This window comes from Candidatus Nomurabacteria bacterium (assembly GCA_023898625.1).
Classification (GTDB): domain Bacteria; phylum Patescibacteriota; class Saccharimonadia; order Saccharimonadales; family JAGQNJ01; genus HK-STAS-PATE-36.
Genome location: CP060231.1, coordinates 67263 through 80868 on the forward strand (window position 1 = coordinate 67263; position 13606 = coordinate 80868).

Genomic DNA, 13606 nt, shown 5'->3' on the forward strand with positions numbered 1-13606 from the left:
TGAGGTGCTTCACAAATCAGAGTGGCCTAGACCACTCTGATTTTTGTTGATAGACTACTGGCATGAGTTTGTTTCAAAAAAAGACAGTCGAGCATAGCCTTAACTTTAGCTTAAAAGGCTCTAAGCACCTACTTATTGTTGGGCTAGGGAACATCGGCAAAGAATACGACACAACTCGCCATAACATAGGATTTGATTGTATTGATGCGTTTAAAGAAACTCAAAGCGAATTCGAGCCTTGGCAAAATAAGAAAGCATTGTTCTGTCAAATGAGTAGCGGAACATTTGGGACAACTAAAGTAACATTAATAAAACCATCTACACTCATGAATAATAGTGGTCAGAGCGTTCAAGCAGTGTCTGATTACTTTAAAATTCCTGCTAAAGATACATTTGTGGTACATGATGATCTAGATATCAACTTTGGTCAAATTCGCACCAGAGTAGGGGGAGGTAGCGCAGGGCACAACGGCATTAAGTCTATTATTTCACATATTGGGGATGGCTATGGTCGAGTTAGAGTAGGTATTATGGGTGAAAAGCCAGAGCAAATGGACACTTCAGATTATGTGTTAGCAAAATTTAGTAATCTAGAGCAAAAAGATATAAGCAAACTGACTCGAGAAGTTTCGAGTATCTTGATCGAGTTAATCTACAGAGGCGAACTTTATCCAGAAACTAGAAATTTTATGTTATAAGTTCAAGCCCTGGCTGTTTAATGTCAAGTATTAATAAACTCCTCTCGTCAGATCCGATTCCTAAATGAAAAACCTGTTTAAGGCTACGCTCGGAAACGTTACTATGTAAATTTTGCCTGATAACTATCACATCTCCCTGACCATATGTTGTTAAGAACTTTGGGTATTCTGTAAACTCGCTAAAAGTATCATCATCTGCACCAAAAAAAGCAGAATTTCCATCAAAAGGTATTAAAGCGGATACCCCTGTTAGTGTAGATTGGTCTATATGCGAAATCGGTTTTGGGTCGTCACTAGTAAAAGGTGCGAGCGTTTCCGTACTTACATCCACATAAGTACGATCTTCAAAACGCGCAGAATCAAGCCTTAACACCTCAAATAACCCTCTTACTTCAGGAATATATTCTTGTAGTAGCATTAAGCTTAGAGGAGTACCATTATTTAACTTTTCCAGACTCTCATCGCTTATTACTTCACTAAATTTAACAACACAATTGACTACACAACTTAATATTGCACTATCTGTAAATGTGTCATACTCTGACGCAAATTCAGCCTTATATACATCTTTTCGCATAGTAAGTAACTCTTCTTATAACAAAAAACGGCCTACAGAGGGGGTGGGCACCGCTGTAAGCCGATTTCTGGACTCAAACACAAATCATATGCTTAAGTCTCAAAAAACACCCTTCAACCCACCCCAGCGAAACATCAGCGTACAACTCCACTAGGTACCTGTGTCTCTTAGTTGCAAGCAACCAAGAACCGTTTAGGCTCACTTTGAAAAACGGGTTTAGTTAAAGGGGTTAGTCTGTTTTAGAGCGTTACCATAAGGTAAAGCTAAATAAGTGGAGGGTAACAACTTAACTAGCGCGCTCTAAAACAATCTAACGTAATATCTTGGATAACCAAGATGTTAGAATGGGGGTATAAGGTACGTAAAATCCTAAAACAGGACTTACGGGTTGCTATTTTAGCAAAATTGTTTCATTATGTCAATACTATTTAACGAATTTGTTTATTATGCAAAAAGATTATAAATACCATAAGCTCAATAGTTCAGAGTTGCCAGAGAAGTTTAACTCGATAGATCCGTTGCCAAACACAATATACTATTGTGGCGGAGATCTATTGACAAACCTAGAAAAGCCCACTGTTGCCATAGTTGGCAGTCGAAAACCTACAACCTACGGTAGAGAAGTTACCGAAATGTTTACACGTGCACTAAGTTCTAAAGGAATTGTCATAGTCAGTGGCTTAGCACTAGGAATTGATAGCATTGCCCATAAAACATGTGTTGAATCTGGTGGTCAAACTATTGCAGTTTTGCCATGTGGTCCTGGGTTAATTTACCCAAGTAGCCACCGATCACTAGCGCAACGGATTATAGAACTTAACGGAAACCTGTTAACTGAATATCCAGAAAATTCACCAGCATACAAACAGAATTTTATAGCCAGAAATCGAATAATTAGTGGCCTAGCAGATATTGTTATCGTTACCGAAGCAAATGAACGTAGCGGAACATTGCATACTGCTAATTTTGCGCTTTCTCAAGGCAAAACAGTTATGGCGGTACCTGGACCAATAACAAGTCCGTATAGCAAAGGCACTAACAACCTAATTAAAGCAGGAGCTATTCCATTAACAGAACCTTCAGATATCTTTTTTAAATTAGGAATGCGTGAATCTAGACCATCAGAAATCACTGCCAATAATCAAGAGGAATACACAATATTAACACTTCTATCTCAAGGGGTTCGTGATGGTCAAGAACTTCTAGACAAAAGCCATCTTGAACCACAAATATTTAATCAAACATTAACGATGTTAGAGATTAACGGAAAAATTAGGGCTTTAGGCAATAATCAGTGGACTAATCAGTAAAACTTGCAAAATTTCAAAATATAGCATAATATCACGCTTTGGTATCAACTAATTTCTGGTAAACTTAAGCAAGTATGAGCAAAAATTTAGTAATAGTAGAGAGCCCGGCTAAAGCCAAAACTATCGAAAAATTTCTTGGCAAGGATTTCACCGTAAAAAGTAGCATGGGACATATCAGATCACTACCGAGCAAAAACGGCAGTGTTGATGTTAAGAATAAATACGCTCCGATTTATGAAACCGATCCAACCAAGAAAAAGATTATTTCCGAATTAAAAAAGGCCAGCAAAACTGCCAAAACAGTCTGGTTAGCAAGTGATGAAGACCGCGAAGGAGAGGCTATTGCCTGGCACTTATCTGAGGTACTCAAACTAAACCCTAAAACAACTAAGCGTATTGTCTTCCACGAAATAACCGAACCTGCCTTAAAGACGGCAGTTGCGAATCCTCGTGAAATTGATATTCCGCTTGTCGAAGCGCAACAAGCAAGACAATCTCTTGACTACTTAGTAGGCTTTGAGCTTAGCCCAGTATTATGGAAGAAAGTCAGACCACAACTAAGTGCCGGACGAGTCCAAAGCGTTGCTGTAAGACTTGTGGTAGAACGCGAGAGAGAAATCACGGATCACAAGCCACAATCCACCTTTAAGCTAGTAGCCACTCTTAAAACGCCATCTGGTCAAAATTTACCAGCCGAGGCACCTACCAAATTCAAAGACGTATCAAAAGTAAACAAAACTCTAGAAGACTACCTAAACAGTACTTTTGAGGTAACTAGCGTTGAGCAGAGACCCGGTAAACGCAACCCAAGCGCACCCCTAACTACCAGCACCCTTCAACAAGAAGCTAGCAATAAGATTGGGTACAGCCCCAGGACAACCATGCAACTAGCTCAAAAGCTTTACGAAGCTGGACATATTACATACATGAGAACAGATTCAGTTAATCTCTCACAAACAGCCCTAGATGCTATGTCGAACTACATAAAAAATGAATATGGCACAGATTACCTCGAGTCTCGTACCTTCAAGACGAAAAGCACTGGGGCTCAAGAAGCTCACGAGGCCATACGACCAACCGATATAACCAATCTCGATGCTGGAGCTGACGCTCAACAGAAAAAGCTATATCAACTAATTTGGCGACGAACCTTAGCCACCCAAATGGCTCCTGCCAAAATCGAAAAAACTATTATATCCATTAAGCCAAGTAACAGCAAAGAATTACTTGAAGCCAAAGGAGAAATAGTAGTTTTTGATGGATTCTTGAAAGTTATCGGCAAAAAGAACGATGACACTATACTTCCACCAATTAGTAACGGAGAGTCGCTTACGCTAACAGAGGCAGTTGCAACCGAAACCTTAAGCCGTGGACCAGCTAGATATACAGAGGCATCTTTAGTGAAAAAACTTGAAGAAATGGGCATCGGTCGACCAAGCACTTATGCTAGCACTATTAGTACCATACAGACCAGACAGTACGTTGAAAAAGGAGATATTGCCGGCAAAGAAACTCAAACATTAATCATATCACTCAAAAACAACAAAATATCTCAAACCACTCAAACAATTGAGTATGGTAAAGATAGTAACAAGCTACACCCGACTGATACCGGAAAGGTAGTTACTGACTTCTTAGTAAAACACTTTGCAGACGTAATGGACTATGATTTCACCAAAGATATAGAGGAAGAACTCGATCATATTGCCGAAAAGAAAAAGGGAAGAGAAGAGGTACTTGACCATTTCTACAAACCGTTTCACAAATTAGTTGTGGCTAGTGAAGATATTTCTCGCGCAGAGGCTACGCAAACGAGGCAAATAGGCAAAGATAAAGACGGTACACCTATATTTGCAAGATTTGGGCGATTTGGACCAATGCTTCAGCGCGGAGAACAGTCAGATGACCCCAAGCCAACATTTGCACCTCTACCTAAGGGAGAAACCATAGAAAGTGTTACACTAGAACAAGCCTTAAAGATGTTTGAATTGCCGAGAATCGTCGGGAACACTAAGTCTGGCGAAGAAATAATTGCTGATATTGGGCGATTTGGGCCATATATCAAAATAGACAAGACCTACGTTTCTCTTAAAGAGCCTTACGATCCTTTCACTATTAAAGAGAAAGAAGCAATTGATCTATATAAAGAAAAATTAGTTCAAATAGAAAAACGAAATATTGCAGATTTCGGAACTATAAAGATTCTTCTTGGTCCTTATGGACCATACATAACGGACGGCAAGAAGAATGCTCGAATACCCAAAGATATTGACCCTAAAACAATATCAGAAAAAGAAGCTACAAAGATGTTAGCAGATGCACCAGAAAAAAAACGAAAATTCTCACGTAAAAAAATAAAATAGTTTATTTAACAACTTTTTTCCACTTTTTGCACCTCTATTAAGTAATAATATTGTTATTTCAATAATAGGCGTATTTGTCTATTTGGTGCTATAATATTAATAGACTAGTGATGCTTGACGTGGCATTGTCATTAGGTTATAATATATTTTATCAGCTATCTTAATAAGTTAATTAACAGGGAAGTATAGATGTCAAACGATGTAACTATCAATATGGAGCAAATAATTAAAGATATTCTTGCTACCATCGAAAAAGAGCGAGAGCGAGAAATAATTTCAAGACGATATGGTCTATTTGACCGAAAGGAAACTCTAGAACAAATTGGCGAACTTCTAGGCATTACCAGAGAAAGAGTTCGACAATTAGAAAAAGCTATTATTACCAAAATGAAATATCAGGCAGAGCAGGGCAACCTGCCCCACGTCGATGCGGTTAGCACACAAATACAAGACATCTTAATCAAGCACGGTTTCATTCAGAGAGTTACAAAACTTTCCGACAACCTAATAAGCCAAAATTCTAAAGTAGACCAATCTAGAGTTGCATTTATTGCGACTTTATCTCCAAAATTGACCATAGTTGACGAGAATGATTCATATTATCAAGCAGTTGCTTCATCAGAAGAATATAAGAGCAGTAAAGACGTTTCGAAAAATGTTGATGAAGTTGTTGCACAAATTAAAGCCAACAAAAAACCACTAAAGATTAGTGACCTATCAAAGAGCTCCAAAATTAAGAACACTTCAAAACTTTCAGCTCTAGCTGAAACCTCTAAGCTCTTGTCTCATCTCAATGGTGAGTGGGGATTATCAAAATGGCCAACTGTTAACCCAAAGAATATTCGCGATAAAATATATGTAATTCTTAAAGAAAATGGCAAACAGATGCACTTCAGTGAAATTTCTAAAAAAATAAAGCAGTCTGACTTTAAGCGTAAAGATGTTACAACTCAAGCTATACATAACGAACTTATCAAAGACGATCGCTTCATACTAGTAGGGCGCGGTATCTATGCTCTAAAAGAATGGGGATTCAAGAAGGGAACTGTGTCAGATGTAATAACCGACATTCTTAAAAAAGCCAATGAGCCATTACATCGTGATGAAATTGTCAAACAAGTTCTCCAAAATAGATACGTTAAAGAAACGACCATCCTATTAAACCTTCAAGGGAAAAAACAGTTCAAACGAGTCGCAAAAGCCACCTACGCCCTTGCTGAAACAGACTAATTGCCATGGTAGCATCAGCTAGTGAATTACCTCCGTCACAAAACCATAAAACAGGTTCGTGGCTACACTTTGATTACCCTCTTGATAAATCTGACCTAAGACAAATATCGTCCTTGTTGGGTCAGATGGGGCTGTCATATGAATATATCGAGAACCCAACCCAAGACACCTACAACCCTGATAGCCAAATTGATAGAATTAACCGTTATGGTTTCAGGTTTACTGATATAAACTCTGAAGATGACTATATATTTAGAGAACATTTTGACTACCTAGCAGAGACTAACCCTTCACTATCACCTAAAAATTTCAGCAGACTATTTAACTATCTAGTTGATGGAGCAGGTGATACCAACTTAACAATGTTTAGTAACGAGGAAGGGCAAAACGGCAGATTCATACAACAACGACCAGTGTCGCCATTACCAGGCATACGGCTAGTCGATCGTATAGATTTTGGAATAGGACAATATACTTCAGACAAAATTCTTGAGCCACGCACACGAATAATTGCACGTTACGGAATACGAGTAGACACTCTACTTGGCACAATCATACATCATGATAAGCCCCAAAAAGGGATATTAAGAGAAGGTAGCAAACGCAACCAGTCAATATCTATTCTTATACAGCGATTATCCGAATCAATCAAAACGTGAACATTTTGTGAACATTGATATATTTTTAAAATAATCAATATAGACGATAAGACTTATAAGAGTATATCAAAATGTATATCTATGCTATATAAGGGGATTACAAATAATCATAAACAAAGCAAGGACGTGGAATCAACGAATGATAATTGAAAAATACAATAGGTAAAGAAGTGCAAAATACGGACATAGCAATCATGTCGCACAATGTATATTTTGCGACTTTCGTATACGTGCGACAGTTGTTATTCATACGCCTGCAATATGAGTAGGGCAATACAAGAAACAGTATCTATGCATAATATCCACTCTTTGTTAACCATACACCCATAAAAATACACACATTATATTGGTTAGGCTAATATTTAGTAGTCTAGATCGTTGTAATTATCCACAAACTCAGACTTATCCACAGTCTACATTTGCATTTCTGCGTTTTTGTGTTTGTGTATATATTTTTCACGTTCCCCTACTTTTCACGGATATTTGCTTTTTTTGCGTTTCTATGTGTTATTTAGTTTTTTTATTATTTGTCTGGATATCTGGTACTGAACATATTACGAACATGTAGGGTAGAGGCATTTGGGGGTAGCATCCGATCTTTTTTTATGGGATGATTTTTTACTTACAATCGCTGGCAATAATTTGTTTGTTGTTTGTGCTTTTCATATTGTAATTTAGGAATTAGCCTTCTTACTTATAGAATACTCTCTCCCCTACTCTCACATCAACATACTCATTTGGAGTTTTCTGTTGGCTCTCTAATCTTTGTATTAACGCAATGAATGCACCCGCCTGTTGTTTAGGATCCTCTAGAACATTAAACTTAATATAGTACTTTCGCCCCACAAGCTTAACGTGCAAATCGTATGGACTTTTTGGAATAGTTAATGACTCTACCTCATAACCTTGTTTTTCAAGCTGTTCTACGACATTACTTATAAACAAGGCTTGTTCTTGTGGTAACGCTGGCTTGCCTACTTCTAAGGCGACATTAGACTCATCACGAACAGTTCTTAAACCAAGTTTGGAAATATGGTCGACGTCACGCACATCTAGTAACGCCACCCCATTTACCCCAATTACATATGAATTCTGGCCAGAGTTTAATATAAATCCTGGTTTAGTAGTTTGCAAGACTACTGTAGGCCTACGCGCTATTATCGGCAACGACACAGAGACCGCTGAAACCTCTGGAAATTGCTTCTTCATCTTATTAATTAAGCCTTGACTATCAAAAGTGAGTTTTAGTCTATTTATCGGTGAAGAGGCTATAAACTGCTCTGCGCTTGATTGATACGTGGTCTTATCACGCAGAAATAGTGAATCGCTCGATTTCGTTGTAATTCGTACACTGCTATCAACTGTTATCATAAAAAATAAACCAACCATGGCGATAAATACCATAATCAACCATGGTAAATGCTTAATTTTTCGGGGTTTAGGTCGTGTTTGAGATGCGTTTTCTCTGTTAGCGTCCCTATTTCGTCCAACCTCCCCTGCTCTTTCTAGCCTTTTACTAGAATATGAATAACGAGTCTGGGTTGAACTCGGCAGTGGAGTTCTTTCACGAGTAGGCGTTTTTTCCTTTCGAATTCTCATGGATAAAGTTTACTCCTTTGTTCTTTCCGAAGATATTTCTTCCAGTAAATCGACAATTTTGGGTACAGCACCAGATGGATACGCCTTTGACAAATTCTCTGCCATTTCACGACTTAACGAATGATTGTTCATTAGTTTATCTATAGCGGATAATAATTTACCTGGGTTATTTCTTAAAGTATCTTGTTGAATAACCAACCCTGCCTTCACCTTTTGAATTAGCTGAGCATTCTTTAGCTGATGTCCGTCAGCTAGCTGAGGCGCTGGAACCAATATCACAGTTTTATGTTGAGCGGCAAATTCAGCGATTATACTTCCAGCTCGTGAGATAATTACATCCGAGGCACCAGAGTATCTATATAAATCATCAATATACTCGACCGTCTTATAACGTGTATTATCAATTGGCAAATCATTGCTTGTCCAGTTGCCTGTTTGATGAATAACATATAAATCTTTGTTGGCAATCAGGGCATGACTCACACTAGCAATCAAATCATTAAGTTCTTTCGCCCCCTGGCTACCACCGGTAATCAGGATCAATTTTGCATGTTTGGGAATATCTAATTCTTTACGATATTGAAGCCTGAGTTTTGTTGTTACTTTTTTGAAATCTTTCGATATTGGTATCCCAACCTGTACGATTCTGTCAGGATCGTAATTATATGCTGCTTTGTTCATTGCTACGGCATGTATAGTAGCCCACCGTCCAATTATCCGATTTGCTAAACCAGGTGTTGCATCAGAATCATGTGTGATGAAAGGTATTCCCGATAATCTACATCCAATACCACAAGGTACCCCAACAAATCCACCCTTAATAAACACAACCCTCGGCTTATATTTACTTATCAACATATATGCCTGAAATATGCCTACAACTGTCCTAAATGCGTCACGAATATTCAAGAATAATGTATTAAAATCTAGAAGCCTCTCAGCCATAGACTGATTTGGGTAACGACGGAATTTACCAGCATTAATCTTAAATACTTGGTCTATCTCCGAAGCAGATTCTAATAAATGCGCAAAGTTTGTACTTTTGTCTACTACTGCAATGATATGCGTTTTTGAGTCTCTGGATTTAAGCTCTTGAGCGACGGCTAACAGGGGCAGGATGTGACCTCCTGTTCCCCCACCGACTAGCATTACTGTCATGGCTATCTCCTCTTTTTTTACTAACTCGATAGTTCGTATAATGCGATATATTAAACACCAGCCCTAGACCCGCAGTTACAAAAATTAAACTACTACCTCCATAACTTATAAATGGTAAAGTTATGCCTTTTAACGGAAGTAAGCCAACCATGGCACCTACATTAATCATTGTCTGGAAGCTAAACCAAACCAAAACTCCGACTGCGATTAATCTAGTGAAGTCATCAGGTGATTTTTCGGCAATCTTAGCAATCCTTGCAAAAAGCGCCGTAAATAGCGCCAATAAACTAACCGTTCCAATAAAACCGAATTTTTCAGCCAATATGGCAAAGATAGAGTCATTGGCGGCCTCTGGCAAATAACCATAAGCCTGTACGCTTCTCGCTAAGCCCAAACCAAAAATACCACCAGAACCAACTGCGATTAATGCTTGACAAGTTTGATATCCCGATCCCTGGCAATCTGCTGATGGATTCAAATATGTTTTAACCCGCTCTCGTCGATATGGAGTAGCTCCAATCACGATGAACGCACCGACCATAATGATTACAGCAACGAGCAAGATTCGCTTCATCGGCAATCCAGCCACAAACGCCATTGATCCGGTCATGGCGACCATAACAGCGGTTGATCCTAGGTCACTTTGAAGAACTGCGACAACAAATCCTACAAGCATTAATGCGATAATTAATGGTCTGAATGTGCTTTTAAAGTCATTGAGATTACCCTGCTTAATTCTGTCCGCAAAAAAGAATGCTAGCCATATTAATAGCGTAAATTTTATCAGTTCTGCTGGCTGGAATGATAACCCTCCTATCTGAATCCAACGATATGCGCCATTAACCTGATCTCCAAACAGTCGAACAATAATTGCTGAAATTGCAGAAGCAATAATAAGTGGTTTTTCGAGGTGTCTCCATGAATTAAGCGGGAACTTCCCGACGAAAAAAAATACACCAATACTCAAAAAAACAGCCAATAATTGACGATTAATAAAGTAGTTATTTGGAACATGTTTCTGAGCTACTAAAGCAGGACTAATTGCAAAAAGCACTATTAACCCAACTACAACTAAACAAATCGCCAGCAATGGTAAAATGTAGTCCGGGCGATGACGACGCTGTATTGTCTGATCAAATGAGGCCGAGGCAAAAGAACGTCTGCCTGGAACATACATTAAAAATATCCTCCAACGGCGAATATTATTAACCCAATAACTGCAACTACTTGTCCCAAAATCCAAAAACGCATGGTTACCTTTGTCTCGGGCCAACCACTCGCCTCAAAATGATGATGAAGTGGTGACACTTTAAAAATCTTTTTTCCATTCCTTAATTTTTTTGAAGTAATCTGTAATATTACAGATCCTGTCTCAACAACGAATATTAAGCCAATGATTGGTAATAGCGTAACCGTATCAGTAAGCATGGCTACTACACCCAAAGCAGTACCTAAAGCAAACGAACCAACATCACCCATAAAGAATCTCGCTGGAAAAATATTAAACCAAGTATATGACAATAAACAGCCAACGACGGTCATACAAAATCCAGCTAAACCATATCGTCCTTCTAAGAAGGATATAATTGCATACACCCCAAAAGCGATTGATGTTAAGCCCCCGGCTAGGCCATCTAGTCCGTCTGTGATATTTACGGCATTAGCTGTTGCAACAACAACAAGAATAAATAGAGGAATTATCAACAAGCCCAATGTCCACTCACCAACAAAAGGTATATGTATCGAGTTAACATCTAGCTTAAAAAAGAAGAACCAACCTCCAATACTGGCCACCAGTATGGTCAGCAACAGTTTAATCTTGGACGGTAATCCAGCAACACCTGCCCCACTACCTCTAACGTTAATAATATCGTCCAGCAGTCCTATCATCCCTGCTCCCGCAAATGCTGCCAACGGTAACCAGGTTTCGCTACGCTCTAAGTTTAATAGAATAGTTACGATAGTTACCGCAAGCACAAAAACAATACCAGCCATTGTCGGAATATGACGCTCGTGTTTTTTAGCGTGAAGCTTCGAGAACATTTTGGCCTTCTCGCCAGTTACTGTGGTGCTCCTAGGCTTCTTCCACCATTCCCATTTATACGCCATATTTGTATATATGGGCGTCAATAACATGCTAAGAATAAACCCGATAAATCCTAACCCAAGAATCCTGATAACTGTACTTGTATTTACTGTAATGTCTATAGTTGGTGCCATATCGTTATGTTTAGTATACCTTAATTACTCTTTGGCAACACGTTAAAGTTATCTATCAGCATATTCGCAGTTGCACTAAATATTGGGCCAGCACCTTTTGATCCAGCATAGCCCGGAACTTTTGGTTCATTCACTCTTACAACTATCACATACTCAGGCTTATCACCCCCTACAAAACCAGTAAAACTCCCATTATAACGATCACCGTAATAACCTCCGTCAGGTTTTGCAATCTGGGCTGTACCAGTCTTGCCACCCACCATATAATTTGGTCTTAGATTAAACCCGTAAACATGGTGATTTTTATTGATCAAATTCACCATATTATCCCGAACAGTATCACTTGCAACCTGACTAACCACACTTTTCTCTACAACTTCGGGCTGAACCTTCTTAGTTTTACCATCAGCGCCAATCATTTCATCAACTAATCTCGGTCGATAGTATGTGCCTCCGTTGAGAACACTTGATAATGCTGCACCCATTTGAATTGGTGTAGCCATCATGCCCTGGCCAAAAGATGTATTTGCATATCTAATATTTAACCCATAACCATCATTTGGATCTGGAATCAAACCAGCAGATTCATAACCTTGCTCAATGCCAGTTTTTTGAGAAAATCTGTATTTATTAACCATGTAATCGTGCCAAGTTGATCGTGCCTTTTCGTTAATTGACCCTCCGCCCATTTGCATCAATAGCCAGGTTGCTCCAGTATTAAGAGATAACCTCAATATATCCGCTAATGTCCTCTGTCCAGGCCCGCCAGACTCCTCGACGTTAGTAATGGTTTCTCCATCAACTTTCACGGAATTTGAGTCATAATAAGTAGAATCTGGTCTTACAGCACCCTCCGTCAGGGCGGCGGCCATAGTGAGTGGCTTCATAACCGAACCGACCTCGTATGCATCGCTAACATTTGTGTTATTAAAAACGTTTGCATCTTCTACATTGTAATATTCCCCAGGATTATACGTTGGATAATTTGCCATGGCTTTTATTGCTCCCGTATATGGATCCATAACATAAACACCGCCAGATTTGGACTTTGCGTTCTCAAGACCAGTTTTTAAGATCTCTTCGAGTTGTTGTTGCATAGACATGTCAATGGTTAGCACGACTCTTTTGCCGTCTTCAGGATCTTGAATTACGTTATCTTTGTTAGCTACTAGTGGCACACCGCTCGCATCAGTAATTGCCTTCAATTGCCCAGGCTTACCTCGTAGCTGAGAATCCAACGCTTGCTCTATGCCATACTTCCCTTCTCCATCATTATTCACAAAACCAAGTAAGCTTGCGGCCATTTCGCCTTGAGGATATGTTCTATACGACTGATCACGCACACCAATACCTTTGATGTCTAACTTTTCAATCTGTTCTTTTTGGTCCTTGTTCAACTTTTTTGCCAGAATAACATATCTAGAATCGACATTTAGTTGCTTTTCGATGTCTTGCACCTGACCCCCGATGATCTCCTGTAGCTTCTTAGCGCTTTCGGGTTTATTTTTTACATATACTGGATCGGCAAAAACAGTATATTTGATCTCGTTTAATACAATTGGGACAGTTTCCTGGCCATTGTGAGCTTCTATTATTCCCCTTTTTGCGGGTATTTGATATTCCTTATATTGGCCACTTAAGGCCGTAGCCTTATAGTAATCATGTTTAATAACCTGAAGATAAAATAGCCTGATGATAAAAATTGCAATGATAATAACAATAAGTCCGAATCCAAAACGAATTCGAAAAAGATACTGATTAGAATCTTCTGATAATTGCATAGTTTATTGAA

The 13606-nt window shown here is 38.9% G+C and carries 11 protein-coding genes; 5 read left to right on the forward strand and 6 right to left on the reverse strand.

The window, feature by feature from the left end; genetic code table 11:
• Positions 1-62 precede the first annotated feature (62 nt).
• Complete coding sequence (locus H6793_00325; protein USN95602.1) at positions 63-698, forward strand: aminoacyl-tRNA hydrolase; 636 nt, start codon at positions 63-65, stop codon at positions 696-698.
• Here H6793_00325 and H6793_00330 read toward each other — a convergent pair.
• A complete protein-coding gene (locus H6793_00330; GenBank protein ID USN95603.1) occupies positions 688-1275 on the reverse strand; it encodes a hypothetical protein in 588 nt (195 codons plus the stop codon). The two genes, H6793_00325 and H6793_00330, sit on opposite strands and share 11 nt — an antisense overlap.
• 446 nt (positions 1276-1721) lie before the next feature.
• On the opposite strand from H6793_00330, the gene dprA reads away from it, so the two are divergent.
• The 4 genes from dprA (at position 1722) to H6793_00350 (ending at position 6837) form a co-directional block, all read left to right on the forward strand.
• The gene (dprA, locus tag H6793_00335) at positions 1722-2585 is read left to right on the forward strand and encodes a DNA-protecting protein DprA (protein USN95604.1); all 864 of its coding nucleotides are present in this window, start codon (positions 1722-1724) and stop codon (positions 2583-2585) included.
• 74 nt (positions 2586-2659) lie between these two features.
• Positions 2660-4948: a type I DNA topoisomerase gene (gene topA / locus H6793_00340; protein ID USN95605.1), complete on the forward strand. Its 2289-nt coding sequence runs from the start codon at positions 2660-2662 to the stop codon at positions 4946-4948.
• Between the two features lie 189 nt (positions 4949-5137).
• On the forward strand, positions 5138-6178 hold the full coding sequence (locus H6793_00345) for a hypothetical protein (GenBank protein ID USN95606.1): 1041 nt from the start codon (positions 5138-5140) through the stop codon (positions 6176-6178).
• Between the two features lie 5 nt (positions 6179-6183).
• A complete protein-coding gene (locus tag H6793_00350) occupies positions 6184-6837 on the forward strand; it encodes a hypothetical protein (GenBank protein USN95607.1) in 654 nt (217 codons plus the stop codon).
• 690 nt (positions 6838-7527) lie between these two features.
• Here H6793_00350 and H6793_00355 read toward each other — a convergent pair.
• The 5 genes from H6793_00355 to H6793_00375 are packed head-to-tail and all read right to left on the reverse strand — an operon-like array spanning position 7528 to position 13595.
• Positions 7528-8436 (reverse strand): hypothetical protein, encoded by a 909-nt coding sequence (locus tag H6793_00355; protein ID USN95608.1) that lies wholly within the window; start codon positions 8434-8436, stop codon positions 7528-7530.
• Between the two features lie 9 nt (positions 8437-8445).
• Positions 8446-9594: a UDP-N-acetylglucosamine--N-acetylmuramyl-(pentapeptide) pyrophosphoryl-undecaprenol N-acetylglucosamine transferase gene (locus H6793_00360; protein ID USN95609.1), complete on the reverse strand. Its 1149-nt coding sequence runs from the start codon at positions 9592-9594 to the stop codon at positions 8446-8448.
• Positions 9521-10771 (reverse strand): putative lipid II flippase FtsW, encoded by a 1251-nt coding sequence (gene ftsW / locus H6793_00365; protein ID USN95610.1) that lies wholly within the window; start codon positions 10769-10771, stop codon positions 9521-9523. Before ftsW ends, H6793_00360 begins: the two co-directional genes overlap by 74 nt.
• The gene (gene mraY, locus H6793_00370) at positions 10771-11814 is read right to left on the reverse strand and encodes a phospho-N-acetylmuramoyl-pentapeptide-transferase (GenBank protein ID USN95611.1); all 1044 of its coding nucleotides are present in this window, start codon (positions 11812-11814) and stop codon (positions 10771-10773) included. Before mraY ends, ftsW begins: the two co-directional genes overlap by 1 nt.
• A 20-nt stretch (positions 11815-11834) precedes the next feature.
• Positions 11835-13595 carry a penicillin-binding protein 2 gene (locus H6793_00375; GenBank protein ID USN95612.1) on the reverse strand — a complete coding sequence of 587 codons (1761 nt, stop codon included), beginning with the start codon at positions 13593-13595 and terminating at the stop codon, positions 11835-11837.
• Positions 13596-13606 lie beyond the last annotated feature (11 nt).